The organism is Azospirillum sp. 11R-A (genome assembly GCF_049472615.1).
Taxonomy (GTDB): Bacteria; Pseudomonadota; Alphaproteobacteria; order Azospirillales; family Azospirillaceae; genus Azospirillum; species Azospirillum palustre.
Genome location: NZ_JBCEBL010000021.1, coordinates 51,086 through 76,037, shown reverse-complemented (window position 1 = coordinate 76,037; position 24,952 = coordinate 51,086). Strand labels below are relative to the sequence as shown.

Sequence of the window (24,952 nt, the reverse complement as noted above, 5' to 3'; positions counted from 1 at the left end):
CTATCGCGTCGCCGTCTTCCGTCGATTGCTCAGCACCGCAGCTTCCCAAGCGCGGCCAAGCTCGAAGAGACCGGCGCATCCCAGCTTCTCCATGACGCGGGCTCGATGGCACTCCACCGTCTTGAAGCTGATGCCGAGATCGCAGGCGATGGTCTTGGAGCCCTTGCCGGCAACCAGAAGCACCAGCACGTCAACCTCTCGGGTCGTCAGTTTGCCCAAGCACGCCATGATTTCGCGCCCTCGGGAATGATAAGCGCCGCCTCCATCCGTCAGCGTCGCGCCAAACTGGATGGCCCGCGGCGTCGCAGGTTCCATGAAGGACATCGCCATCACCTGTCAGCCAAGGACGCTAAAGACTGGACGGCGGCAACATAGGCGGCCTCCAGGGTCGGTTGGGGGACGGACTGAAGGTGGCACCGGGTCGAATCGGCGCAGTGGGCCACGAATGCAAAGGCTGTGCGATGGTCTGCATGGCGCCGAATGTCCGCCTGGATGGCAGTGATTCGCGAAGCCGGGTGGCCGGGCCGATAGCCGACCACGCGACCACGCGCCGCCTGCGTCAAGCGGCTGATGGCCGTTTCGACGGTAAGTTCCCCCGGGCCAGCACCGATGGTGTCGCCACATCGTTGCTCCAGCATCGTTGCCCGCGCCTCACATCGTTCGGCATCATCCAACAACATGGAGACGGTATCGGCCGATGCGTGACCGACCATTTCCAGTGCATCGGCACGATCATGCGCTGCCCGCCGGCGAAGTTGGTCCACGGACAAATGATCGATAAACAGCAAATGTGCATCGGGCGTGCGCTCGCCCTTGCACCTGCCCAGTACGGCAGTATGCTCATGGTTGATCATCGTTGCTTCCTACGGCTACGGGTGATCGTCTGGATCGGGTAACCGACCTGCCTAAGGGCGCCCGCTTGTGTCACCAGGCGGGCGCCTTTCTGGTGCGATCAGGCTACCTGCCGGACAATGGGAAACTCGGGGTCTTCGCCTTCTTCTACAGGGCGGCTGCAAAGGGCAGCCATGTTCCACTGCTTGCCGCGGCTGGTTTCACGGGCTTCCGGGTCACGATCCAGGAAGATTCCGAAATGCTTGGCGGCCAGTTCGACAGTCTTCGACCAGCCGGCACGGAACTCGTCGGTGCCATAGGCATCCGGCCAATGGTGAAGCATGCGCCCGAAAGCGCGCTGACAGAACGATGCATAGGCGCGGGTATCGAGGATGAAGGCGTGCCACGCCGGCTCCATGCCTTCCCAGGCCACCAGGCAGGTGGGCGAATCGAGCTGCATGGCATTCAGAACCATGAAGGCCCGGAGATGATCGGCCGACTGCGCCGCCTCATCCTTCGAAAGACCATCACGCATCATGTGAGCAATCACGTGTGAGAAATCGTAGTTCTTCACATATTCAAGGTTCGCCATATTGCTTCCTCTATGAATTCAATGGCGGAATGCCACCGAATAGTGTCGCCGCCCGCGTAACGATGCGGGCGATGTCCTGTTGACGCCCCGCAGCAATCTTGGCTCGGGATGTTTCGATTTGCTGCCGGACAGTTCGAATTTTTCGGTCCAGGGCGATGGCGATCTGCTCGGCTGTTTCGCCGGCCGCTATGCGCACAACGACCTCTGCCTGCGGTCGGCTGAGGCCGAACGTAGAAATGAGGATTTCCTGCAATGGCTCAGTGGGAGCGACACTCTGCAGAACCACCATGGCCGCACCGTTGTTCGCAGGCATAACAGCGACGAGCTGTGCGTCGGGCAACTTCACAAGCGCTTCACTTTTCCGGCCCGACGCGACGGCTGTTATCGCTTGCTGAAGGCGCTCGTCATCAGAAGGTCGCGGGCATATCAGCCTGTTGCCTGGCGCCCTTGCGAGAACGGAGCCAGATCTAAGACACCGCACCATCAGCGAGGAATTTTCGATGATTTTCGAATTCGAGCCTACGAGCGATACGGCGATCCCCATGCGTTCGAGCATAGCCGCCATAACGGCAGCCGCACGGCCTCGCTCGATCTGCTCCAGTAGATTCGGGGGTATGGCTCTTTGGTCTGCTGCGTCATCAAGTGACGGCCGAACAGGTAGCCATATTTGAGCATTCCATTCGCTGTCCAGGCCAACGTGATGGCGATCATACAAAATCCCATCATAGTAACGGCGGAATTGAAAGCTTGCCTCTCTTGCTCTAGCCATCTTTGCATAAACGAGGTGTGACTGAGGATCTGATAATATTATTTTATCTTGTATGCGCCCGAGCTCCACCGCTCGACGGAAGCAATTATCAAACAGAACAGGTTTCGACCAATCCTGGCATGCATATATTTCCCGCCCACTTGAATTGGCGAACACGATAACATCCTGTTCGTATATCAGGATCGCAGCCTGCATTTCTGAGGCTATACCGATAAGACCAGCCAACTTCTCGGGAATGCAGGTTGCAGTCATGGCGCCATGGCCGTTCGTCGCGTTGAAACCATATTGCCAACGCCACTTTAAAGCGTCATCAGGAAACGGTCGATTTTCCGTCATTGGTGCAATTCTGCTGTGGACCTGAGTGCTTTGTTGCCATTATGCAACAGTTTGAAAGTTCGGGTCCAAAGCTTCCGCATACTCTTTAATGCCGCTGCATATTCCGAGAGGGATTCTCGCGTGAGACTCGCAACAAACAGCGGGATAGCGGCCTCATCATGTATTCCGCTGAGCCTTGGAAACGATGGTGATCTTCGCCGTGTCGCAAGCCGTCACGGCATTCCCGCTGTAGCTGGCGACGATTCTATAAGCCAGCCGGCCGCCAACTGACCGAAGCCAGCATCGCCCCCGGTATGGCGACGCTGATCTGCTCGGCCGCCTCGGTGCTGACAGCCCTGGGGCTTGCGGTGTCGCGGCGCAGATCCTCAGCAAGGCCACCGTAGGCTTCCTGGCGCCGCTGGACCTCCCGGCCGTGCCGGCGATGCTCTCCGCCGCGACTGTAGGGGAGATGATAAGGAGACCGGTGGCGACAAGAACGGAAACCTCCCTGTACCGCCAGCCGAGATAACGGGTCCTCGATTCCAGCGCATCGACGATCTCCCAAAGCCGGTCGTCGATGGCGCGCCCGGCCTCGGCGCTGTAGTGGCGTGTGTCCCGCTTCGCCTCGAAAACGAACAACTGGCCCGTCCGCTCGTTGATCGCCAGGCAGTCCGCCTTGCGGCGGGATTTCCGCGGCGGGATGTCGGCCTCATGGATGGCGCGCCAGCCATCCTGCATGTTGGCGAAGTCGACGAGGGCGCGCTCGATCAGCCGGGCATGGAAGAGGCGGATGCAGGTCGCTTCGACAAGACTGCGGTAGAGTTGCTCGCCATTGCCTTCGCGAGCGAACAAAGGATCGAGGGTACATCCATCAGCCCGTGCATGCGCCCTGGCATAGATGTCGACGGCTTCCGCCTGCCACTTTTGGACCTCGGACTTTTGGAAGACCAGCGTCGCATCGGTCTCGTTGGCGTACGCTTCCACTCGGTAGGGCTCGGCACTTCGAAAAGGTCTACGGGCCATGGCGGAAGCCTTCTACCGCGGAAATGTCGAGTCCATCACAGCCATCCCGGCGGTGTGCAGACACGGGGGAGTGCTAGACAAGATGCTTGCCCAAGCGCCGATGGTAGCGCCTCCAAGTTGCAACGTCTACCGCCACGCTTCCGCTTATAAGTGCTGGGTTGACCCGGGCACCGGACCCGGAGTGCTGCGGCATTGCATGGATCGGTCCGGGCTATGTGCAACAGTGCGCCCGAGAGGAACAGGGCCTAGGAGGAAGGCTCCATGCCGCCTCTCAGGACCAGGGCACCGGACAAGCCGGTAAGCGGGTCAACCCACTCTCAAAGGACGAACAACGATATGCACATTCCGAAGATTTCTACTCTCCGCCGGGAACCCCTTTGGCGGGACAAGCAAGGCGTTACCGTGGCCGCTATGGCCGAACGATGGGGTATAGCCGACTCCACCCTCAGGGCGCTCATTGGATCACCACGGGTTCCTAGAGACGGTGCCCTATGGCGGACAACAGCGAAGGGCACTGGTGCCGGACAATGTGTTCCATGCTGAGTACGGACATAATGTCATCCCCGGTAAGGGGTCTGGGGTGTTCCAGGGGGATAAATCTACAATCATCTTCCCCGTCCTCTATGAAGAAGTGTTGGATAATATCTGGTGGTGTCTGGACTATGCAGGGATCACCGAAGCGATTTCTAACATCGATAATAAGAAATGGCGATTGAACTATCTCCTTAGTGACCATGGATACCTACCGAATACCGAAGTAGCTTTGTTGTCCGGTTATACCGTTAATGGTGTGTCCGTAGCGAGGCTTCGGAGACAGCGGGAGCAAAGGGGGATGTTGGCAGCCTGAGGGCTATAATAACTTACGAACCAACTTTTACTCTCAGTCCCGCCAGCGCCACCAAGACCGCATCGTCCGTAGCAATCCGCAGGGCTTCAGCGAAGGTCTGAGGGATGCGGTAGGCCAACAGCTTCCCCTCGTACTCCACAGCCCACGCCCGCGCAGCTTCGGCCGGGTTCATGAAGTTGGGAAGCTGGGGAACGGCCGGGACCAGATCACCGCAGCGATACGCGGCGAACACCCGGACCAGGGTAACCCGAACCTCCTTCGCCTTTTCCGTCCGGGAGAACATGGCGACCAAAAGGGCTTGTTCTTAGTTCAGGTAGAAGGCCGTAGGGAAGCGACCACCGCTGGAACCGAAGTTCGCCGTACGGCACGGCAAACCTCCGAAACCATTAAACCTGCCCACAAGTTTGCACCTGCCGGATGCAAAGGGGTCCAAAGCCCCCAGGTCTGATACGCTTTCTGGGATTTATCGGCTGTGCCGACATAATCTCAAAGCTCTCAATTTCGGCCGTGTTCGGTGCAACCGTAGCCGGGCGTCCAAGGTTTTTACCGTGGTGGTAATAAGGGGCCAAATTTGTGGGCGTCTCCCCCAAACCTCCGAAACTCTCAAGCTCCGCCACGCTTGCCGGTGTTTTTCACGGGCCGCGTGAATATTCCAACCCCCTCAAATCCGCCGCTGTTCGGTAGTAGCGGCACGGGAGTTGGTAAGGCGCTCCATGCACTCAGGTCATGCATGAGGACGTTGCACGGGACGACTGCAACATACCCAACGCCCTCAAGCTCTGCCTTGCTCCGTTCGATCATGAGGCGAATGTTAGCTCACCGGGGTTAATCTGCACTACAAACAAACCCCTGAAGACCTCTAGCGTGGTAGGGTCATTTCAATGGCACGGCCGCTGCGGGTAGGGAAATTTGGAGGCGTTCACTCCGAAGGGGTTCTTAGCCTCTAACTCGTCCATGTCCCTGAATACGGGTTTCACCTTCAACGGCGGTCACGCAATTCAGGTCGCTCATGGTTGCGGGTGTCCTTCAGGAAGCCCGTGGGCGACTCGCTGAAGGCCCTTGCCGCTGGCTTGGCTACGTGGGTGGCGGGCGATGGTGGGGCCACTGTAGCGAGTCCCTGAGGGCGCCTAGGGACGGCTCGTTCGTTGCTTGGGCAATAGCCGCGGGAATGCTCCAAACCGTTCATGGGAGGCGGAGTTTGCACGTTGCGAATGCAAATCCCCACGAACTGCGATGCTATTTATCTTGAGCCGCAAGATAATTCGGATGTCCGCGAGTCCCGATCATCGGCTAGATTGCAGGCATCAACTGCAAAATGATGAGGGGTTTGTCGGCGGTGGCGACAAATAGCTATAGCCTCTCAAGCCCACCCCCACCCCAGATAAAATGTTTATATAAGATCAGGAGCGATTTTACCGCACGGCACGGAAAATAGGGTTTGATTGAGATGCAATCGAACTACCAAGCCCCGTTAGTTCTTCTGTGTCCCTTTGGGCCGATGGCGCTCCCCAGACCATCGGAGCCAATCACTACCTTTTCACAGATCGCGTGAAAAGCCTGCAAGCCCTTAGGGTGGCTACTGTGCCAAGCTCTCGCCAGTAAGCCCATAGGCAGCCCGCTGAAGGCCCTTGGCGCTGGCTTGGCTACATGGGTAGCGGGCAACGGTGGAAACGCTGTAGCGAGTCTCTGAGGGTGCCCATGCCCCTCCCTTCCTCACCCATGATATAGCCACCGTCCTTGCGGATCGCGGGCAACACGTCCCGCGTAACCCAATCCTGAAACTTGCGGGCCTCGGGCTTGTCCGAACGCATCACCAGCTTGTAAAGGCCGGACTCTGAAATGAGGGTCTGTAGGCCAGCACCCCCGAAGAACGCACGGTCTACACCACCACCCAATAGCCGATTTAGGGAGGGCAAAGAGTGCCCCTGCCGCTCGTCGGCGGTCAGGGTCTTAAGATGGACCGTGGTTCCGGCATACGTGGAAAGCCCAAGGGCGCGGCAGGCGTCAACCGCCATGAACCAAGGCGCCCCGTCGATTTCAACGGTGCGGATGCTGATCGGGCCGGCGGAAGCGGGGAACACGAAGCTGTGAACTTTGGTCATGGTCCGGGATACGGAGGCACCAACAGCAACCCCACCAGTCTTCAACCCTCTTTTTGCCAAGTGCCTTTTTCAGAAAGCCGGGGGCTGTTGGTTCCATCTGGCGTCCCACGCCTTCCCTGCATCGGCATAGCGCCCTCAGAAGCCCGCAGGTGACTCACTGAGCGCCCCCGGAGCTTGTCAGCTACCAGGGTAGCCGCGCTGGCAATGGCTGCTGTATCGAGTCGCTAGGGAGCTTTACAAACACTGCAACGGACAGGGTCAAATTGGGAGCTTTTGCCGTCCAAAGAGGACGAAACGGAGGGGCAAACGTGTACCCCATGCGTGTGCCCTATCGGGCACTTTCAGAGCATCAACTATCGCGGAAATTCAATGGCTTGGCACCTGCCAAGCAAGGTGGCGGAGGGGATGGGATTCGAACCCACGATAGGGCTTTAAACCCTATGACGGTTTAGCAAACCGTTGCCTTCAGCCACTCGGCCACCCCTCCAGCCAGTGCGGTTTCCCGTGGGTCACCGCTGGCGTGGGGAGGGTTCTAACGGCCGGCCGTACCCTTGTCAACGCTTACAAAGCCGCAAATCCGCTTTTCCTGAAAATCTTTGGAAAGGGACAAATCTGTATAAAATTTTAGGTACTTTTTAACGGAAGGCGCTTATGATGCCACCATGAGCAATAAAAAGCCCGGGTGCCGAACGACTCGGTCGCGTGGGGGCTGATCCCGACAGAGCCCCGCCGGTCAGTGACGCCGCACCCCGTCGCCGTGGAGGATGCCATGACCCTGTCACGCCGTTGCGCCGAAACACTGATCGACCTCGTCGAGATCAAGCTGAGCTGCCTGGAAATCACCGACCGCGAAGACCAGCGCGAGAAGGAACTGCTCCAGCGCTGCGTGCAGGAGTTGACCGCCGAGCTGCGCGGCGAGAACGGCGCGCTCGCCAACTTCGCGGCGCCGAAGCGTCGCGGCCGGCGGCCCAAGCATCTGCAATTCCACGAACTTCACGTTGCCTGACCGAACCTGCGCCTGATCGGCCACCCTGCCGCGGGGCTGCGCCACGGGTTCAGCCCAGGGCCGGCTCCGCTGCCACGGCCGGCTCCATCGCCGGAGCCTCGCGGGGCAGTTGGATGGTGAAGCGGGTCCCCTGCCCCGGCCAGGACTGGACGGACACGCTGCCGCCCAGCGGGCCGGTGACTGTGTTGAAGACGATGTGCAGCCCCAGGCCGGAGCCGCCCTGTCCGCGCTTGGTGGTGAAGAAGGGGTCGAAGACCTTCGACAGATGCTCCGGCGCGATGCCGGCGCCGTCGTCGATGAAATCGATCCGGACCCGCTCCGCCCCATCCGCCTGCGCCGTGATCCTGATCGTGCCGGCCGGCCTCTCGACCAGGCGGTCGCCGCCCCGATCCCCGCCTCGATCCCCGTCGCCATAGGCATGCACGACGGCGTTGATGACCAGATTGGTCAGCACCTGCCCCAGCGCGCCGGGAAAGCTGTCCATCGTCAGTTCGTCGTCGCACTCCACCGCCACCCGCAGATTGGTGCGCTTCAGCCGCGGACGCAGCGAGAACAGCAGCTCCTGGATATAGCCGCCCAGTTCGAACACCCGCCGGTCGCCGGAGGACTGGTCGACCGCCACCTGCTTGAAGCTCTGCACCAGTGACGCGGCGCGGTCGATGTTGGCCATCAGCAGGCGGCTGCTCTCGCTCAGCCCATCCAGGAACTCCAGGAATTCCGACCGGCGCAGTGCGTTGCCGGTGAAGCGGTCCCGCAGGACCTGCGCCTGTTCGCCGATGTGGCTGGCGGCGGTCAGGCCGATGCCGATGGGCGTGTTGATCTCGTGCGCCACCCCCGCCACCAGCTGGCCGAGCGAGGCCATGGTCTCGGCCTGGATCAGGCTCTCCTGCGCCTCCCGCAGGTCGGCCAGAGCCTGTTCGGCCTCTTCCCTGGCCTGGATCATCGCCGACTCGGCGGCCTTGCGGTCGGTGATGTCGTAGAGCCAGGTCAGCAGCGCCGCTTCACCGTCGAGTTCGATGCTGTTCCACGAGGACAGGACCCAGACGACGCTGCCATCCGGCCTGCGGAACCGGATCTCGGCATTGCGGAAGGCGCCCTCCCGGTCGAATCGGGCGATCAGCGCCGCGCGGTCGGCGGGTTCGGCATAGAGATCGGCCACCGGAGTGCGCATCAGTTCCGAACGGTCACGGCCCATCAGCCGCACGGACTGGGCATTGCAGAACAGCCAGCGGCCGTCGCGCGTGGTGACGTTCACCGCTATGGGGGCCGCCTCCATGATCTTCAGCAGCCGTTCCTCGCTGGCCCGCAGCCGCTCCTCCTGCCGGCGGGCCTCGGTGATGTCGGTCATGATGCCGGCATAGCGCACCGCCCGCCCGGTGTCGTCGCGAAAGGCGCGGCCCTTGGCGGCGATCCACACCCAGCCGCCCCCCTCGTGCCGCAGGCGGTAGCTGTAGGCGTAGGCCGAGGTCTCGCCGGCCAGATGCGAGGCGATGTGGGCCAGAACCCGCTCGCGGTCTTCCGCGTGCAGCCGCCTTTCCCAGAAATCGGGCGGCATCGCCGGGCGCGTGCGATAGCCCAGCATGCGCGGGAAGGTGTCCGACCACCAGCAGGTGCCGGCCACCAGATCGGCATCCCAGACCGCGGCCCCGGTCGCCTCCAGCGCCATCTCCAGCCGCTCGCCGATGTCCGGTTCGTGGAGGGCATGCGCCAGCCGGGCGCCGGCAGGATTGGCGGGGTGTGGCGACGATGGATGGCGGGCCGCCCGGCGACCGGCATACCGGCCCAGCAGCACCCCGAGCAGACCGCCGACAGCACCAGCCGCCAGCGCCATCATCACCGGCTCCGCCGCCATGGTTCCTCCACCGTTTCCAGCACTGTGACGGCGGAAACCGGGAAAATTCAACTGCGGCTTTACCGTAACGGCGGGTGGCACCCAAGAAAAAAGCCCCTCCGCCGAACGGAGAGGCTTTCTTTCGGGCAAGATGGCGATTTTTGCCCGCCAACAGGGACAGGCAGGTTAGCCTTTCAGTTTCTTCATCAGGATTTCGTTGACCATCGCCGGGTTGGCCTTGCCCTGGGTCGCCTTCATCACCTGACCGACGAAGAAGCCGAACAGCTTGTCCTTGCCGCTGCGGAACTCCGCCACCTTGTCGGGGTTGGCGGCCAGCACGGCGTCGATCGAGCCTTCGATGGCGCTGGTGTCGGTGACCTGGCGCAGCCCCTTCTTCTCGACGATGTCGGCGGCCTTCTCGCCGGTTTCGAACATCGTCTCGAAGACTTCCTTGGCGATGCGGCCGGAAATGGTGTTGTCGGCGATCAGGTCGATCAGGCCGCCGAGGTTTTCGGCGGACACCGGGCTTTGCTCGATCTCCTTGCCGGCCTTGTTCAGATAGCCGAACAGTTCGCCGGTGACCCAGTTGGAGGCCAGCTTCGGATCGCGGCCCTTGGCGACCGCCTCGAAATAGTCGGCCTTCGGCTTCTCCGACACCAGCACGCCGGCATCATAGACCGACAGCTTGTAGTCTTCGATGAAGCGGGTCTTCTTGTCGTCCGGCAGTTCGGGCAGCGTCTTCTTGATGTCCTCCACCCACACCGCATCGAGTTCGAGCGGCAGCAGGTCGGGGTCGGGGAAATAGCGGTAATCGTGCGCCTCTTCCTTCGACCGCATGGAGCGGGTCACGAACTTGGTCGTGTCCCACAGCCGGGTCTCCTGGTCGATCTTGCCGCCGTCCTCGATGATCTCGATCTGGCGGCGCGCCTCATACTCGATGGCCTGCATGACGAAGCGGATCGAGTTGACGTTCTTGATCTCGCAGCGGGTGCCGAAGGCGTCGCCCGGCTTGCGCACCGACACGTTGACGTCGCAGCGCATGGAGCCTTCCTCCATGTTGCCGTCGCAGGTGCCGAGATAGCGCAGGATGGAGCGCAGCTTGCGCACATAGGCGCCGGCCTCCTCCGAGGTCCGCATGTCGGGCTCCGACACGATCTCCATCAGCGCCACGCCCGACCGGTTCAGGTCGATGTAGGTCTTGGACGGATGCTGGTCGTGCAGCGACTTGCCGGCGTCCTGTTCCAGATGCAGGCGCGTGACGCCGACGGTGCGGCTGGTGCCGTCCGGCAGGTCGAGCACGATCTCGCCCTTGCCGACGATGGGCTGCAGGAACTGGCTGATCTGATAGCCCTGCGGCAGGTCGGCATAGAAGTAGTTCTTGCGGTCGAAGACCGAGTGCAGGTTGATCTCGGCCTTCAGGCCCAGACCGGTGAGCACTGCCTGTTCGACGGCATATTCGTTGATGACGGGCAGCATGCCGGGGAACGCGGCGTCGACGAAGCTGACCTGGCTGTTCGGCGCGGACCCGAATTCGGTGGCGGAGCCGGAAAACAGCTTCGCGTTCGAAATCACCTGGGCATGGACCTCAAGCCCGATCACGACTTCCCAATCGCCCGTTTCACCCTGGATGTACGACATCGTTCCGCTCTTCGACGTTCACGGCACGGGACGGGACGGGCATCGCCCTGAAAGGACGCCCCGGCCATACCCTTGGAATCCTGTTTCTTCTAGCGCCCTTTGCGTTCGCGCGCACGCTTTATCGCGCCGCATCCGTCCCGCCCGCATTCCTACCCCCGCTCCTACCCCCATTGTGTGGTCCGCCACAGACATACCGTTAACACTCGGGCAAGCTTTGACCGCCACGCTGGGTGGATCGAGCGCGGGAGGGTGTGATGTCGGTGCGGAAGCTGCTGCGGAAGGTCGGGTTCGGTGCCGGTCTCGGTGCCCTGCTGATCGCGGGCTCCGCATTCGGCCATGCCGCAACCCAGCCGGACGGCCTGTCGCTCAATCCGGCCGGCTCCGCCCCGGCTGCCATCGGTCCCGTCACCGTCAATCCGGTGCCCGCGGCCCCGTCTTCGGAGTTCCCCGACGCGGCGATGTCCCGCAACGACCAGGGCGACGTCACCGTCCTGCGGCTGGACGGCATCATCACGCCGGGAGCGGAACGCAGCTTCCTCGACGCCCTGCACGCCCTGCCGGCCCGCCGCCCGCTGGTGATCGAGTTGTCCAGCCCCGGCGGCTTCACCGCCGCGGGCTACCGGATGATCGATGCCGTCCTGGCCGAACGCAAGGGCGGACGGCCGGTCGCCACCCGGGTGCGCGACGGCGAGTCCTGCGAAAGCATGTGCGTCGGCCTCTATCTGGCCGGCTATCCGCGCTACGCCGCTCCGCGGGCGGAGTTCATGGTGCATGCCCCGCGCATGGCGGAGAATGGCCGGATGACCCTGCGCTCCACCCAGATGATGGTCGAGCGGCTGGTGTCGCTCGGCGCCTCGCAGAGCTGGATCGAGCGGGTGAAGGCCGAGGGCGGCTTCTCCGGTGCCCGCGACCATCGAGAAACCGCCGACCGGCTGACCGCCGACGGCGCCAACATCGTCACCGACCTGCTGCGCTGAGCAGCCCGTCGGCGACCGCCTCCGGCGAGCGGCCGACGATCCGCTCATAGACCTCCGGGTCGGTCGCCCCCTCGGTCCCGAACACCAGCACCCGCGCATCGGGAACGAGGCCCAGTGCCAGCCTCACCTCCTCGTGGGCGGCGGCGCAGAGCAGCCCGGCCAGCCCGGCGACGCCCGATTCACCGCCCACCACCGGACGGCCGCCATGCCCGCCGTCCGCCAGCTTGCGCATGGCGGTGACCGCCCCCTCGTCGGGGATGGTCAGGAAATCGTCGGCACCGCGCTCCAGGATCGCCCAGGCCAGCAGCGAGACCTCGCCGCAGGCAAGCCCTGCCATCACCGTGTCGAGGTCGCCCTCGGCCCGCATCGGCCGGCCGGCGACGGCGCTCTGGTACAGGCAGTCGGCGCTGTGCGGCTCCACCACCACGAAGCGCGGGCGCTGGCGTCCCCAGCTTTCCCAGAGATGGCCGCAGACCGCGGCGGGCAGCGCGCCGACGCCGCCCTGCACGAAGACGTGGGTCGGCCGTTCGCTGGCGGGAAGCTGCGTAATCGCCTCCTCCACCATCACGGTGTAGCCTTGCATCACGTCGCGCGGCACATCCATATAGCCGGTGTAGGAGGTGTCGGAGACGACGAACCGGCCCTGCTCCGCCGCGTCGGCGGCGGCACGGCGCACCGCCTCGTCGTACGGCCCGTCCACCACCACCACCCGCGCCCCGTACGCCTCGATGGCGGCACGGCGGCCGGGCGTACAGGCGGCGGGCACATACACCACGCAATTGCAGCCGAACACCTGCGCGCCCCAGGCGACCGAGCGGCCATGGTTGCCGTCGGTGGCGGTGGTGACGGTCAGCGTCCGCGTCACCTTGGCATAGCGGCCGACGACGAGATCCAACGCCGTCACCGGCACGCCGGGCACCCGCGCCGTCACCTCCCGCGCCAGCAGCCGCAGCACGGCGTACGCCCCACCCAGCGCCTTGAAGCTGCCGAGCGCGAAGCGGGCGCTTTCGTCCTTGTACCAGAGGCGGTCGATCCCGGCCTCCCGCGCCAGACCCGGCAGGGAGCGCAGCGGGGTGGGCGTGTAGCCGGGCCAGGCACCGATCTCTGCCATCGCCCCTTCGAAGGCGGCACGGCTGAGGATCGCGCGTTCCGACGGGCCGTAGACCCGCTCATGGTCGGCATGGGGATTTGAAAAGTGGCGCGGCAGGCAGGGGGAGACGGCGGTGTGGGGCATGGCTTCGCTCTCCGGGCCGGCGACGCCGTCGGCGACGGCACTTCCCACGACCGGACACAACGACACCAGAAGCCATCGCCCGCCGTCAAGACGCCAGCGCAAGCGGGGCTGCTACCGAATGAAGCATCGATAAAGGGAAAGGAGCGGGATTAACGCTTCCATTCGCGGCTGGACTTGATGAAGTCGGTCAGGGTGACGCCGATCTTGTCGTCGATGATCGCGACCTCGCCGCGGGCGACCAGCACGCCCTCGACATAAACGTCGGTCGGGTCCTTCAGATGGCGGTCCAGTTCCACGACGGCGCCGCGGCCCAGCTTCAGGAGGTCGCGGACGCGGAGCATGGCGGTGCCGATGACGACCTTGATCTCCACCGGCGCGTCGCCGATGGCGAAGGACGAGGCGTCGCCGTCGTTGGGATCGGGCGCGCCGAGCAGGTCGTCGATGTTGGCCATGGCTGTCCAAGCTCCCGCGCCGGAAAGGGGCGCCTTCCTATACGAACGGAACATCCTACACCCCGGACGGGTTAGCCGGCAACGCCACCGACCGGCCGGGATTGCGACAAGATTGGGCTTTTCCCGCACCGGCGCTTCGCCCACACTGTTTCGCCCCTACCGGCAGCCCGCCGGGCGGGCATCCGCCGGCCTGCCGGGCAATCCGTTGCGACTGAGCAACGATCACGGCAGGGCAAGGCAACCGACCAACCGGAACCGGGTTCACCCTGATGACCGACAGCAGCATTTCCCCGCTTGTGGACGCGTCCTGGCTGAAAGGCCGGCTCGACAGCCCCGGCATCGTCGTCCTCGACGTGCGAACCCCGCCCGCCGGCGGCTTCGTTCCGGGAGCGGTTCATTCCGACTACGCAACGGCCGGCTGGCGGACTGTAGTCGGTGGCGGGGCCGGGATGCTGCCGGACCCGGGGGTTCTGGCGGGATTGATCGGCGGGCTGGGGATCGGCAACGGCGATCATGTGGTACTGGTCGCGGCCGGTGCCAACGCGTCCGACATGGGCAACGCCACCCGCGTCTACTGGACCTTCAAGATGCTGGGCCATGACGCGGTGTCGGTGCTGGACGGCGGTTTCGCCGCCTGGATCGCCGACGGCGGACCGGTGACGCCCGAGCCGGCGGTGCGCAAGCCGACCGGCTTCGTCCCCCACCCGCGCGCCGGCCTGCGCGCCACCGTGGAGGATGTCGAAGCAGCCGTGAAGGCCGGCGGCACACCGCTGCACGATGCGCGGTCGGCCGAGCAGTTCGCCGGCAAGGCCAAGAGCCCGCAGGCCCGCGCTCCCGGCACCATCCCGGGCGCCGTCAACCTGGACATCGCCCCGCTCTTCTCGGCGGCCGAACACCGCTTCGCCACGCCCGACGCGGTGAAGGCGATGGCCGACCGGGCCGCTCTGCCCTTGCGCGACCAGCCCATCACCTTCTGCAACACCGGCCACCTCGCCTCGGTGTCCTGGTTCGCGCTCAGCGAGATCGCCGGCGTGCCCGGCGTGCGGCTCTATGACGGCTCGATGTCGGAATGGAGCGCCGATCCGGAGCGGCCTTTGCAGACAGAGGGGTGAGGCAGGAGGATACTTGGAGAGGAGCAGGCGTGTTCGGCAAGATCGACACGGATGTCACGGATCGCTTCACTGCAGCGTGCAGACCCACCGGCAGCCCGCAGCAAGGCAAATCAAGAAGAGAAATCCGTGTAATCCGTGTCCAAATCCGTGACATCCGTGCAAATCTTGCCCGACAAAGCAACACGACGACAAAGCTCCCCCCCCAACTTACGCCTTCGCCCGGCGGCGGCGCAGGCGGCTGAGGTCGCTGCGCCGCACCAGCCCCAGCAGCACGGCAGCCACGGCATAGACCGTCAGCCCGACCGCCGCCAGCACCAGCAGGCCGCCCAGCCGCTCCGCCACGCCGACGGCACCCAGCCAGGGGGCGAGCCGCTCGGTCGCCAGCCACAGGGCGCCCGCCATGGCGACGGCGGCGATGGCCATGCGCGGCAGGTTGCGGGTCAACCGCGCATCCGCCCGGAACAGGCCGCGGCGGTGCAGCAGCAGCGCCAGCAGCCCGGCATTGACCCAGGCGCCGACGGAGGTGGCGACCGCCAGCCCGACCTGGGCCAGCGGCCCCATTAGCGCCAGCTTCAACGCCACATTGATGCCGACCGCCGCCAGCGCCACCCGAACCGGCGTCGCCGTGTCGTGGCGGGCATAGAAACCGTTGACGAGGCTGCGGATCACCACAAAGGCCGGCAGGCCCAGCGCATAGGCTTGCAGGGTGAGGGCGGAGGCCGCGGCGTCCGACGGGCCGAAAGCACCGCGCTGGAACAGCACCGACAGGATCGGCGTGCCCGCCACCAGGAAGGCGATGGCGGCCGGAAGGGTCAGCACCAGCGACAGCTCGATGGCGCGGTTCTGGCTGTCGACCGCGCCGGCCTCGTCGCCGCTCTTGATCCGCTTGGACATTTCCGGGAGCAGAACGGTCCCGACGGCGATGCCGATGACCCCCAGCGGCAATTGGTTCAGCCGGTCCGCATAATAGAGGTAGGACACCGCCCCGGTCGGCAGGGCCGAGGCGATCAGCGTGTCGGCGAACAGGCTGATCTGAGTCAGTCCGGACCCCAGTGCCGCCGGACCCAGGACCTTCAGAAAGCGCTTCACGTCGGGCGACAGGCGCGGCATCACCGGCCGCAGGGTCATGTCGGCCCGCCTTGCGTCCCAGGCCAGATAGAGGAATTGCGCGACGCCCGACGCCAGCACGCCCCAGGACAGCGCATGCCCGGCCGTCGGCATCAGCGGCGTGCCGATCACCAGCGCCGCGATCAGGCACAGATTCATCAGGATGGGTGCGGCGGCGGCCGAGCCGAAGCGGCTCATGCTGTTCAGCACGCCGCCATAGAGCGAGACCAGTGAGATCAGCAGCAGGTAGGGGAAGGTGATGCTGGTGAACAGCACGGCCAGCCGGAACTTCTCCGGTTCGTCGGCGAAGCCGGGGGCGAAGACCGTCATGAATTGCGGCATGAAGGCCAGCACAGCCAGCAGCAACACCATCTGCACGATGACCAGCAGGGTCATCACCTCGTCGGCGAAGCGGCGGGCGGATGCTACGCCGTCCTGCACCAGCTTGCCCGAGAACAGCGGCACGAAGGCGGAGTTGAAGGCGCCCTCGGCGAACAGGGCGCGGAAGTGGTTCGGCAGCCGGAAGGCGACGAAGAACGCGTCGGCGACCGGCCCGGCGCCGAGCAGCGCCGCGGTCAGCACGTCGCGCAGGAAACCGAGCACCCGGCTGGCCAGGGTCAGGCCGCCGACGGACAGGATATGACGGAACACGATGGCAGGGTCGCTTCTGTGATGCGGATGATGCCCGGCGGCATCCTAGCGATGCGGCCGCGTTCGTCATAGGATCGCGACCCGCATTCGTCCAGAACGCATCTTCCGACATCACAGGCCGAAAGCACCGACATGCCGCAGCAAGCCCTCCCCCTGACCTATCTGGAAGCCGGCGAAGCCAATGGCGGAACGCCGATGCTGGTCCTGCACGGCCTGTTCGGCTCGGCCCGCAACTGGCAGACCCTGGCCCGCCGCTTCGGCGAATCGCGGCGGGTCTATGCGCTCGACCTGCGCAATCATGGCGGCGCGCCCTGGGCCGAAGGCATGAGCTATCCGGAGATGGCAGCCGACGTGCTGCGTTTCCTCGACGACCGCGGCTTCGCCCGCGCCACAATCGTCGGTCATTCGATGGGCGGCAAGACCGCCATGGCGCTGGCGCTTGCCCATCCCGACCGGGTGGAGCGGCTGGTGGTCGCCGACATCGCCCCGGTCTCCTACACCCACACCCACGCCCCCTTCGTCGCCGCGATGAAGGCCGCGAAGCTGGAGGGGGCCACACGCCGGCCGGAGGTCGAGGCGCAGCTGGCCGATGCCGTTCCGGAGGCGCCGCTGCGCTCCTTCCTGATGCAGAATCTGGTGCTGGAGAACGGCGCCTTCTCCTGGCGGATCAATCTCGACTCCATCGCCACGAACATGACCGGGCTGATCGGCTTCCCCGATTTCGGCGGCGCCCGCTATGACGGACCGGCGCTGTTCATCGGCGGCGGCGCGTCGGACTACATCCAGCCGGAGCATCACGACGCCATCCGCCGCCATTTCCCCAAGGCGGACATCCGCATGATCGACGGCGTCGGGCATTGGCTTCACGCCGAACGCCCGGCCGAATTCGCCGCGATGGTGGAAGGATTTCTCTGATTTCCGGCTCGAATCCGCGCATCCGCGCGGGGTTGTAAGCCGAAGCAGATATTGCATCGCCCGTACGTCGGGGCTATCAAGCCTGCGCGCCTTAAAACGCGGCCTGCGAGACAACGCGGCTGCCATTCCTCGAAGGATCGACCGATCATGAGCGTCATCACCGAGATTCACGCCCGCGAAATCCTCGACAGCCGCGGCAACCCGACCGTGGAAGTCGACGTTGCGCTGGACAGCGGCGCCTTCGGCCGCGCCGCGGTGCCGTCGGGCGCCTCCACCGGCGCCCAYGAGGCGGTCGAGCTGCGCGACGGCGACAAGTCCCGCTTCGGCGGCAAGGGCGTGCTGAAGGCSGTCSARTCSGTCAACRGYGARMTSTMCRASGCGCTSRYCGGYMTGGAYGCCGMCGACCAGCGCGKSMTCGACMTKRCGATGATCGASMTSGACGGCACSGAGAACAAGRGCCGKCTCGGCGCCAACGCSATCCTGGGCGTGTCGCTGGCGGTCGCCCGCGCCGCCGCCGAGGATGCCGGCCTGCCGCTCTACCGCTATGTCGGCGGCGCCTTCGCCTCGCTGCTGCCGGTGCCGATGATGAACATCATCAACGGCGGCGCCCATGCCGACAACCCCATCGACATCCAGGAATTCATGATCATGCCGGTGGGTGCCGAGACCGGMGCCGACGCCATCCGCATGGGKTCCGAGATYTTCCAGTCGCTGAAGAAGAAGCTGAAGGAYGCCGGCCACAACACCAATGTCGGCGACGAGGGCGGCTTCGCCCCCAACATCGGSTCGACCGACGAGGCGCTCGGCTTCGTCATGAAGGCCATCGAGGCCGCCGGCTACAAGCCGGGCGACGACGTCATGCTGGCGCTCGACGCCGCCTCGACCGAGTTCTTCAAGAACGGCAAGTACGAGCTGGCCGGYGAAGGCAAGTCGCTGTCGCCCGARCAGATGGTCGCCTACTGGGCCGATCTGGCCGGCCGCTACCCGATCATCTCGATCGAGGACGGCATGGCGGAAGACGACTGGGAAGGCTGGAAGGCGCTGACCGACGCCATCGGCAGCAAGGTGCAGCTGGTCGGCGACGATCTGTTCGTCACCAATCCGAAGCGTCTGGCCCAAGGCATCCGCCAAGGTGTGGCGAACTCGATCCTGGTGAAGGTGAACCAGATCGGCACGCTGTCGGAAACGCTGGAAGCGGTCGATATGGCGCACAAGGCCGGCTACACCGCCGTTCTGTCGCACCGCTCGGGCGAGACCGAGGACAGCACCATCGCCGACCTGGCGGTCGCCACCAACTGCGGCCAGATCAAGACCGGCTCGCTGAGCCGTTCGGACCGTCTGGCCAAGTACAACCAGCTGATCCGCATCGAGGAGCAGCTCGGCGCAGCATCCCGCTTCGCCGGCCGCGGCATCCTCAAGGCCTGAGTTCCACGAGCTTCCTGAAGTCCCCTGCCCGGCAATCCTCCGCCCCCTCTCCTGCCCCCGGAGAGGCGATCACGACGGCAAGGACTGCCCCTGAAGGGACTTCAAGGACGGGCGGCGGGCGCCCTTGATCGCTGAGACGTCCCGCCGTTGTGCCCCCTCCTCCCGTCTCTCCCCGGGAGGAGGGGGAAGCCCCGCCCGGCCATCCCGCAGAAATCGGCTCCGAGCCACCTGCGGCATAGTGTCAAGGGCCGGGCTTTTCGACGGTTCCATGTTGCGATGCACAGTTAATATATTAATATATCTAAGGTTCCCGGCGCGGCGCAGAACGCTGGCGCAAAACGGGCGACGACCTCGGACGACACACTGGACGGCCTCCCTTTCCGTCCCCTCCCGACGCCGCCCCTTCGGACCGAAGAAAACGGGCCGCTCGCTCGACCCGGTCAACCGGAGTGTTCAAAAATGCGTGCCAGTGGTGAAGCTTCCGGCAACGGCGCCTGCGCCGTCGTCGAGAATGTGACCTTTGACGAAATCCAGATCGGCCAGTCGGCCAGCCTGTCGCGCCAGCTCACCCTGATGGATGTGGAGCTGTTCGCCACCGTGTCAGGCAACATCAACCCGGCCCATCTCGACCCGAAATTCGCCGCCGACAGCCGGTTCCAGAAGGTGATCGGTCCCGGCATGTGGTCGGGCTCGCTGATCTCCGGCGTGCTGGGCACCTACCTGCCGGGCGCCGGCTCGCTCTATGCCGGCCAAAGCCTGCAGTTCCGCCGCCCGGTGGGCCTGGGCGACATCGTCACCGCCACCGTCACCGTGATCGAGAAGCGTCCGGCCAAGAACGTCGTCGTCTTCGACTGCGTCTGCACCAACCAGGATGGCGAGATCGTCGTGCTGGGCACCGCCGAGGTGGTCGCCCCGACCCAGAAGGTCGCCCGCCCGGCGCATGAGCTGCCGCAGATCCAGATGATCCGCCACGACAAGCACGACGCCCTGCTCGCCAAGTGCGACGAGCTGCCGCCGGTGGTCACCGCCGTCGCCTATCCCTGCGATGCCAGCTCGCTCCAGGGCGCCGTCGAGGCGGCAGAGGCCGGGCTGATCGAGCCGATCCTAGTCGGGCCGGAAGCGCTCATCCGCAAGGTCGCCGCGGCCGGCGGGCTGGACATCGCCCGTTACCGCATCGTCGACGCCACCCACAGCCGCGCCGCCGCGGCAGCTGCCGTGGCGCTGGCCCGCACCGGCGAGGCCGAAGCGGTGATGAAGGGCAGCCTGCACACCGACGAGTTGATGGGCGAGGTGGTGAAGAAGGAAACCGGCCTGCGCACCGCCAGCCGTATCAGCCACGTCTTCCTGATGAATGTGCCGACCTACTCCAAGACGCTGCTGATCACCGACGCGGCGATCAACATCTACCCGACGCTGGAGGACAAGGTCCACATCGTCCAGAACGCCATCGACCTTGCCAAGGTGCTGGGCGTCGCCACCCCGCGCGTCGCCATCCTGTCGGCGGTCGAGACGATCAACCCGAAGATCAACACCACGCTGGAAGCGGCAGCACTCTGCAAGATGGCCGACCGCGGCCAGATCACCGGCGGCATCCTCGACGGTCCGCTGGCCTTCGACAACGCCATCTCCGCCGAAGCCGCCCGCACCAAGGGCATCGTCTCCCCGGTCGCCGGCCAGCCGGACATCCTGCTTGCGCCCGATCTGGAGGCCGGCAACATGCTGGTCAAGCAGCTGTCCTTCCTGGCGAATGCCGACCTCGCCGGCATTGTGCTGGGCGCCAAGGTGCCGGTCATCCTCACCAGCCGCGCCGACAATGTGCGGGCCCGGCTCGCCTCCTGCGCCGTCGCCTCGCTGGTCGCCGCCGCCAAACGCCAGCCGAAGCTCGCGCTGGCCGCCGAATAGGACTTTCCGTCATGGTCGCACTGTCAAACTCCAGCGAGGACGCCTGCCTCGTCATCAATGCGGGTTCCTCCAGCCTGAAATTCTGCGTCTTCCAGGGTGGCAGCGCCACCGAGATCGAGCCGGTCGTCACCGGCCAGATCTCCGGCATCGGCACCGCGCCCCGTTTCGAGGCGAAGGATGCCGCCCGCCATAAGATCGCCGACCACAGCTGGGCCGACGGGGAGAATCCGGGCCGTCCGGAGTTGCTCCACCATCTGCTCGACTGGATCGGCGACACGCTGAAGGGCGCCACGCTGGTGGCCGCCGGCCACCGCGTCGTCCACGGCGGCACCCGCTTCTCGGCCCCCGTCCGCGTCACCCCGGCGGTGCTCGACCAGTTGGAGGAGCTGATCCCGCTCGCTCCCCTGCATGAGCCGCACAACATCGCCGCCATGCGGGCGCTGGCCCAGGTCTACCCGTCGCTGCCGCAGGTCGCCTGCTTCGACACCGCCTTCCACCAGACCCAGCCCTGGCAGTCGCAGACCTTCGCCATCCCGCGCGAACTGACGGCGGAGGGCATCCGCCGCTACGGCTTCCACGGGCTGAGCTACGAGTACATCGCCCACCGCCTGCCCCAGGTGGCGCCGGAACTGGCCGACGCCCATGTGGTGGTCTGCCATCTCGGCAGCGGCGCCAGCCTGTGCGCCATGCGCGGCGGGCACAGCGTCGACACCACCATGGGCTTCACCGCGCTGGACGGCGTGCCGATGGGCACCCGGCCGGGCACCATCGATCCCGGCGTGCTGATCTATCTGATGCGCGAGAAGGGCTACGGCGCCGACGAGCTGGAGAAGCTGCTTTACCACAAGTCGGGCATGCTGGGCGTCTCGGGCATTTCCAACGACATGCGCGACCTGGAAAGCTCCGACCTGCCGGCCGCTGCCGAGGCGGTGGAGCTGTTCTGCCACAACGTCGCCAAGCAGGTGGCGGCGCTGGCTGGCTCGATGGGCGGACTGGATGCGGTGGTCTTCACTGCCGGCGTCGGCGAGAACTCCACGCTGGTGCGGTCGCGGGTGGCGGAGAAGCTGTCCTGGCTCGGCGTCGCCATCGACCCGGCGGCCAACCGGGCGAAGGCGACCCGCATCTCCGCCCAGGAGAGCCGCGTGCCGGTCTTCATCATCCCGACCGACGAGGAACGGATGATCGCCCGCCACACGCTGGGCGTGATTGCAGCAGAGCAGTTGGAACGGGCGGCGTAAGCGCAGCAGACGCCGGCACTTCTCCCTCTCCCGGAACGGGAGGGGGAGACCTCCCTGGGCAGGAAAGCGTCATCATGGAACAGGTCCCTACGAGCGCCGCCGCCAAACCGCCGGAAAACGTCCGGCTCGGCATCCTGTCGATGCTGCTGGCGATGGCCCTGATGACGATCATGAACGCGCTCGCCAAGATCCTGGCGGAGAGCTACCCGCTGGGCGAGGTCACCTTCTTCCGCAACCTGTTCGCCCTGCTGCCGGCGGTCGCCATGGTCGCCGCGGCGGGCGGCCGGAGCTGCCTGCACACCGACCATTGGCAGGGGCATCTGTGGCGGGCCATCGTCGGGCTGGCATCGATGGTGCTGCTGTTCTGGGCCTATCACCTGATGCCGCTGGCCAATGCGGTGGCGATCTCCTACTCCGCCCCGCTGTTCCTAACCGCCCTCTCGGTTCCGCTGCTGGGAGAGAGGGTCGGCGCCTTCCGCTGGGGTGCGGTGGCGGTCGGCTTCGCCGGGGTGCTGATCATGGTCCAGCCCGGCGCCGGCATGCTCGACCGCGGGGCGCTGGTGGCGCTGACCGCCGCCGTCTGCTACGCGCTGGCGATGATCGCCATGCGCCAGCTGGGCCGTACGGAGAAGCCGGTGACGACGGTCTTCTATTTCACCGTGGTCTCGACCCTGCTCAGCGCGCTGGCCCTGCCGTTCGGCTGGACGACGCCGGACGGCCATGCGCTGGTGCTGATGGCGGGAATGGGGATTGCCGGCGGCGGAGCACAGTATTTCAGCACGCGGGCCTATTCGCTGGCCCGGGCGGTGGTGGTCGGCCCCTTCAGCTATGCCAGCCTGATCTACGCGACGATCCTCGGCTGGCTGGTCTGGGGCGACGTGCCGGCCCCGCATGTGATCGTCGGCGCCACCGTGGTGATCGGCAGCGGACTGCTGATCCTCTACCGCGAAACCCGCCGCGCCGCCGCGTCCCCACCGAAGCCTTGCACGACACACTCTGGCCCCGGACCGATCCGGACCGCCTGAACAGCAAAGAACGAAGAACAAGACTGGTTCGAAGGAAAGGACAAGCATCATGCTTACGACCGATGTCCGAGGCAATCTGGCCCCCCGACTGACCGGCCGGCTGCATCTGATCACGGGTGGTCGTGATGCGAGCGGGCCGGCGCAGTCAACCCTGTTCACCCCCGCCCGCAAGGCGGGACGATCCGATCACGCGGTCTGCGCCATCGTCGGCGGTGCGAAACTGTCCGCCAAGCTGGATCTGCTGATCCGGCTGGTGACGCGGGTCGACGTTCTGGCGCTGGGCGGCGGCATCGCCAACAGCGTCCTGGCGGCGACCGGCACCGACATGGGCGCCTCGCTGTGCGATTACGGGCTGATCGACGAGGCCCGCAAGCTGCTGGACCGGGCGAAGGCCTGCGGTTGCGAGCTGCTGCTGCCGGTCGACGTGGTGGTGGCGACCGAAGCGAAAAACGGGGTGGAAGACCGCGTCGTCCCCTGCGCTGCCATCGGGCCGGAGGACATGGTGCTCGACATCGGGCCGGCGACGGCGGCGCGGCTGACCGCCTGCGTCGAGGGCGCCCGCACCGTGGTGTGGACGGGACCGCTCGGGGTTTATGAAATCGCCCCCTTCGACGGCGGCACCAACGCGCTCGCATGGTTCATCGCCCGGCGCACCCGCGATGCCGGCCTGCGGTCGGTGGCGGCCGGTGACGACACCATCGCCGCCCTGGCTGCCGCCGGGGTGGAGGACCGCTTCAGCGAGCTGACCAGCCGCGACGCCCTGCCGGCGTGGCTGGATGCGATGTCGCCGCGCGCCGTTCCGGCATGAAGGCAAAAGAACGCCCTTAAATTGCAATTCCTGCGGGCTGAAACCCGCATTCCCCGGTTGAATCAGGTCACCGCCCCAACCGGCACGGGACCGCAACCGAACGACTGGAGCACATCATGGCTGTACGGGTAGCGATCAATGGGTTCGGCCGCATCGGCCGTCTGGTTCTGCGCGCCATCTACGAGAGCGGCCGCAAGGACGTGGAGGTCGTGGCGATCAACGACCTCGCCGATCTGAAGGCCAATGCCCACCTGCTGAAGTACGACAGCGTCCACGGCCGCTTCCCCGGCACCATCGAGACCGGTGCCGATGAAAACGGAAATGGCGTGCTGATCGTCAACGGCCACTCCATCAAGGTCGTSCAGGAGCGTGACCCGGCCAAGCTGCCGTGGAAGGATCTGGGCRTCSAGATCGCCATGGAATGCTCGGGCATCTTCACCAAGCGCGCCGATGCCRCCAAGCATCTGGAAGCCGGCGCCGAGAAGGTGCTGATCTCGGCCCCGGCCACCGACGAGGACATCACCGTCGTCTACGGCGTCAACCACGACAAGCTGACCGCCGAGCACCGGATCGTCTCGAACGCGTCCTGCACCACCAACTGCCTGGCCCCGGTGGCCTTCGTGCTGAACAACCTCGTCGGCATCGAAAAGGGCTTCATGACGACGATCCACTCCTACACGGGTGACCAGCGGATCGTCGACACCAACCACAAGGACCTGCACCGCGCCCGCGCYGCGGCCCTGAACATGATCCCGACTTCGACCGGTGCCGCCAAGGCCGTCGGCAAGGTCCTGCCGGAGCTGAAGGGCAAGCTGGACGGCACCGCCATGCGCGTKCCSACMCCGAACGTGTCGGTCGTCGACTTCAAGTTCACSKCCARGCGCGCCACCTCGGTCGARGAGATCRYCAAGGCGATCYSYGASGCCGCCAACGGCYCGCTGAARGGCGTGCTGGRSGCCTAYRMCGAGGAGCTGGTKTCGWCSGAYTTCAACCACGACSCGCACAGCTCGAYCTTCGCGCTGAACGAGACCAAGGTCATCGACGGCAAYTTCGTYCGCRTCATGRCMTGGTACGAYAACGAGTGGGGCTTCTCCAACCGSATGRSCGACACCGCCGTCGCSATGGCGAACGCCAGATAACACCAGCCCGACC

Annotated in this window: 22 protein-coding genes and 1 tRNA gene; 10 read left to right on the top strand and 13 right to left on the bottom strand. The window is 65.3% G+C overall.

The window, feature by feature from the left end; all coding sequences use genetic code 11:
• From VH569_RS24435 to VH569_RS24400, 8 genes are all read right to left on the bottom strand, one after another.
• Positions 1 to 324 carry a LuxR C-terminal-related transcriptional regulator gene (locus VH569_RS24435; protein WP_423318654.1) on the bottom strand — a complete coding sequence of 108 codons (324 nt, stop codon included), beginning with the start codon at positions 322 to 324 and terminating at the stop codon, positions 1 to 3.
• Between the two features lie 5 nt (positions 325 to 329).
• Positions 330 to 854 carry a hypothetical protein gene (locus tag VH569_RS24430; RefSeq protein WP_423318652.1) on the bottom strand — a complete coding sequence of 175 codons (525 nt, stop codon included), beginning with the start codon at positions 852 to 854 and terminating at the stop codon, positions 330 to 332.
• A 98-nt stretch (positions 855 to 952) separates the two neighbouring features.
• A complete protein-coding gene (locus VH569_RS24425) occupies positions 953 to 1,423 on the bottom strand; it encodes a glycine-rich domain-containing protein (protein WP_423318650.1) in 471 nt (156 codons plus the stop codon).
• 10 nt (positions 1,424 to 1,433) lie between these two features.
• On the bottom strand, positions 1,434 to 2,528 hold the full coding sequence (locus VH569_RS24420) for a helix-turn-helix transcriptional regulator (RefSeq protein WP_423318648.1): 1,095 nt from the start codon (positions 2,526 to 2,528) through the stop codon (positions 1,434 to 1,436).
• A 156-nt stretch (positions 2,529 to 2,684) separates the two neighbouring features.
• Complete coding sequence (locus VH569_RS24415) at positions 2,685 to 3,491, bottom strand: nuclease-related domain-containing protein (RefSeq protein WP_423318646.1); 807 nt, start codon at positions 3,489 to 3,491, stop codon at positions 2,685 to 2,687.
• Positions 3,492 to 4,390: 899 nt separating this feature from the next.
• Positions 4,391 to 4,669 (bottom strand): hypothetical protein, encoded by a 279-nt coding sequence (locus tag VH569_RS24410; RefSeq protein ID WP_423318644.1) that lies wholly within the window; start codon positions 4,667 to 4,669, stop codon positions 4,391 to 4,393.
• Between the two features lie 1,351 nt (positions 4,670 to 6,020).
• Complete coding sequence (locus VH569_RS24405) at positions 6,021 to 6,479, bottom strand: BRO-N domain-containing protein (protein ID WP_423318642.1); 459 nt, start codon at positions 6,477 to 6,479, stop codon at positions 6,021 to 6,023.
• A 394-nt stretch (positions 6,480 to 6,873) separates the two neighbouring features.
• Positions 6,874 to 6,966: transfer RNA gene (locus VH569_RS24400), tRNA-Ser, on the bottom strand.
• A 282-nt stretch (positions 6,967 to 7,248) separates the two neighbouring features.
• On the opposite strand from VH569_RS24400, the gene VH569_RS24395 reads away from it, so the two are divergent.
• Positions 7,249 to 7,485 carry a hypothetical protein gene (locus tag VH569_RS24395; protein WP_098737227.1) on the top strand — a complete coding sequence of 79 codons (237 nt, stop codon included), beginning with the start codon at positions 7,249 to 7,251 and terminating at the stop codon, positions 7,483 to 7,485.
• 49 nt (positions 7,486 to 7,534) lie between these two features.
• On the opposite strand, the gene VH569_RS24390 is transcribed toward VH569_RS24395, so the two are convergent.
• Positions 7,535 to 9,337 carry a PAS domain-containing sensor histidine kinase gene (locus tag VH569_RS24390; protein ID WP_423318640.1) on the bottom strand — a complete coding sequence of 601 codons (1,803 nt, stop codon included), beginning with the start codon at positions 9,335 to 9,337 and terminating at the stop codon, positions 7,535 to 7,537.
• A 165-nt stretch (positions 9,338 to 9,502) separates the two neighbouring features.
• Positions 9,503 to 10,954, bottom strand: a complete 1,452-nt coding sequence (gene gatB, locus VH569_RS24385) for an Asp-tRNA(Asn)/Glu-tRNA(Gln) amidotransferase subunit GatB (protein ID WP_423318638.1) — start codon at positions 10,952 to 10,954, stop codon at positions 9,503 to 9,505.
• Positions 10,955 to 11,208: 254 nt separating this feature from the next.
• Between gatB and VH569_RS24380 the strand changes: the two genes are divergently transcribed.
• A complete protein-coding gene (locus VH569_RS24380; RefSeq protein ID WP_423318636.1) occupies positions 11,209 to 11,931 on the top strand; it encodes a hypothetical protein in 723 nt (240 codons plus the stop codon).
• On the opposite strand, the gene VH569_RS24375 is transcribed toward VH569_RS24380, so the two are convergent.
• Together VH569_RS24375 and fliN are read right to left on the bottom strand one after the other, a co-directional pair.
• Positions 11,912 to 13,165, bottom strand: coding sequence for a diaminopropionate ammonia-lyase (locus VH569_RS24375; RefSeq protein WP_423318635.1), 1,254 nt, complete (start codon positions 13,163 to 13,165; stop codon positions 11,912 to 11,914). The two genes, VH569_RS24380 and VH569_RS24375, sit on opposite strands and share 20 nt — an antisense overlap.
• Before the next feature lie 149 nt (positions 13,166 to 13,314).
• Positions 13,315 to 13,617: a flagellar motor switch protein FliN gene (fliN, locus tag VH569_RS24370; RefSeq protein ID WP_014188019.1), complete on the bottom strand. Its 303-nt coding sequence runs from the start codon at positions 13,615 to 13,617 to the stop codon at positions 13,315 to 13,317.
• A 269-nt stretch (positions 13,618 to 13,886) separates the two neighbouring features.
• Here fliN and VH569_RS24365 point away from each other — a divergent pair, with 269 nt between their 5' ends.
• Positions 13,887 to 14,729 carry a sulfurtransferase gene (locus tag VH569_RS24365; protein WP_423318633.1) on the top strand — a complete coding sequence of 281 codons (843 nt, stop codon included), beginning with the start codon at positions 13,887 to 13,889 and terminating at the stop codon, positions 14,727 to 14,729.
• Positions 14,730 to 14,936: 207 nt separating this feature from the next.
• Here the strand turns inward: VH569_RS24365 and murJ are convergent, their stop codons facing one another.
• Positions 14,937 to 16,487, bottom strand: coding sequence for a murein biosynthesis integral membrane protein MurJ (gene murJ / locus VH569_RS24360; RefSeq protein ID WP_423318632.1), 1,551 nt, complete (start codon positions 16,485 to 16,487; stop codon positions 14,937 to 14,939).
• Positions 16,488 to 16,619: 132 nt separating this feature from the next.
• Between murJ and VH569_RS24355 the strand changes: the two genes are divergently transcribed.
• The 7 genes from VH569_RS24355 (at position 16,620) to gap (ending at position 24,939) form a co-directional block, all read left to right on the top strand.
• On the top strand, positions 16,620 to 17,402 hold the full coding sequence (locus VH569_RS24355; RefSeq protein WP_423318630.1) for an alpha/beta fold hydrolase: 783 nt from the start codon (positions 16,620 to 16,622) through the stop codon (positions 17,400 to 17,402).
• Positions 17,403 to 17,549: 147 nt separating this feature from the next.
• Positions 17,550 to 18,827, top strand: a complete 1,278-nt coding sequence (eno, locus tag VH569_RS24350) for a phosphopyruvate hydratase (protein WP_423318628.1) — start codon at positions 17,550 to 17,552, stop codon at positions 18,825 to 18,827.
• Positions 18,828 to 19,286: 459 nt separating this feature from the next.
• Positions 19,287 to 20,729 (top strand): bifunctional enoyl-CoA hydratase/phosphate acetyltransferase, encoded by a 1,443-nt coding sequence (locus VH569_RS24345; protein WP_423318626.1) that lies wholly within the window; start codon positions 19,287 to 19,289, stop codon positions 20,727 to 20,729.
• Between the two features lie 11 nt (positions 20,730 to 20,740).
• Complete coding sequence (locus VH569_RS24340) at positions 20,741 to 21,967, top strand: acetate/propionate family kinase (protein ID WP_423318624.1); 1,227 nt, start codon at positions 20,741 to 20,743, stop codon at positions 21,965 to 21,967.
• A 74-nt stretch (positions 21,968 to 22,041) separates the two neighbouring features.
• A complete protein-coding gene (locus VH569_RS24335) occupies positions 22,042 to 22,992 on the top strand; it encodes a DMT family transporter (protein ID WP_423318623.1) in 951 nt (316 codons plus the stop codon).
• Positions 22,993 to 23,041: 49 nt separating this feature from the next.
• On the top strand, positions 23,042 to 23,800 hold the full coding sequence (gene pgk, locus VH569_RS24330) for a phosphoglycerate kinase (RefSeq protein WP_423318621.1): 759 nt from the start codon (positions 23,042 to 23,044) through the stop codon (positions 23,798 to 23,800).
• A gap of 116 nt (positions 23,801 to 23,916) precedes the next feature.
• Complete coding sequence (gene gap, locus VH569_RS24325) at positions 23,917 to 24,939, top strand: type I glyceraldehyde-3-phosphate dehydrogenase (protein WP_423318619.1); 1,023 nt, start codon at positions 23,917 to 23,919, stop codon at positions 24,937 to 24,939.
• Positions 24,940 to 24,952 lie beyond the last annotated feature (13 nt).

What these genes read in the sequence shown, in the direction of transcription:
- VH569_RS24355 (WP_423318630.1), top strand. Translation starts at nt 16,620, where the DNA reads ATGCCGCAGCAAGCCCTCCCCCTGACCTATCTGGAAGCCGGCGAAGCC.
- VH569_RS24365 (WP_423318633.1), top strand. Translation starts at nt 13,887, where the DNA reads ATGACCGACAGCAGCATTTCCCCGCTTGTGGACGCGTCCTGGCTGAAA.
- VH569_RS24405 (WP_423318642.1), bottom strand. Translation starts at nt 6,479, where the DNA reads ATGACCAAAGTTCACAGCTTCGTGTTCCCCGCTTCCGCCGGCCCGATC.
- VH569_RS24380 (WP_423318636.1), top strand. Translation starts at nt 11,209, where the DNA reads ATGTCGGTGCGGAAGCTGCTGCGGAAGGTCGGGTTCGGTGCCGGTCTC.
- fliN (WP_014188019.1), bottom strand. Translation starts at nt 13,617, where the DNA reads ATGGCCAACATCGACGACCTGCTCGGCGCGCCCGATCCCAACGACGGC.
- VH569_RS24345 (WP_423318626.1), top strand. Translation starts at nt 19,287, where the DNA reads ATGCGTGCCAGTGGTGAAGCTTCCGGCAACGGCGCCTGCGCCGTCGTC.
- VH569_RS24390 (WP_423318640.1), bottom strand. Translation starts at nt 9,337, where the DNA reads ATGGCGGCGGAGCCGGTGATGATGGCGCTGGCGGCTGGTGCTGTCGGC.
- VH569_RS24335 (WP_423318623.1), top strand. Translation starts at nt 22,042, where the DNA reads ATGGAACAGGTCCCTACGAGCGCCGCCGCCAAACCGCCGGAAAACGTC.
- VH569_RS24340 (WP_423318624.1), top strand. Translation starts at nt 20,741, where the DNA reads ATGGTCGCACTGTCAAACTCCAGCGAGGACGCCTGCCTCGTCATCAAT.
- VH569_RS24430 (WP_423318652.1), bottom strand. Translation starts at nt 854, where the DNA reads ATGATCAACCATGAGCATACTGCCGTACTGGGCAGGTGCAAGGGCGAG.
- VH569_RS24435 (WP_423318654.1), bottom strand. Translation starts at nt 324, where the DNA reads ATGTCCTTCATGGAACCTGCGACGCCGCGGGCCATCCAGTTTGGCGCG.
- pgk (WP_423318621.1), top strand. Translation starts at nt 23,042, where the DNA reads ATGCTTACGACCGATGTCCGAGGCAATCTGGCCCCCCGACTGACCGGC.
- VH569_RS24420 (WP_423318648.1), bottom strand. Translation starts at nt 2,528, where the DNA reads ATGACGGAAAATCGACCGTTTCCTGATGACGCTTTAAAGTGGCGTTGG.
- VH569_RS24395 (WP_098737227.1), top strand. Translation starts at nt 7,249, where the DNA reads ATGACCCTGTCACGCCGTTGCGCCGAAACACTGATCGACCTCGTCGAG.
- gatB (WP_423318638.1), bottom strand. Translation starts at nt 10,954, where the DNA reads ATGTCGTACATCCAGGGTGAAACGGGCGATTGGGAAGTCGTGATCGGG.
- VH569_RS24425 (WP_423318650.1), bottom strand. Translation starts at nt 1,423, where the DNA reads ATGGCGAACCTTGAATATGTGAAGAACTACGATTTCTCACACGTGATT.
- VH569_RS24375 (WP_423318635.1), bottom strand. Translation starts at nt 13,165, where the DNA reads ATGCCCCACACCGCCGTCTCCCCCTGCCTGCCGCGCCACTTTTCAAAT.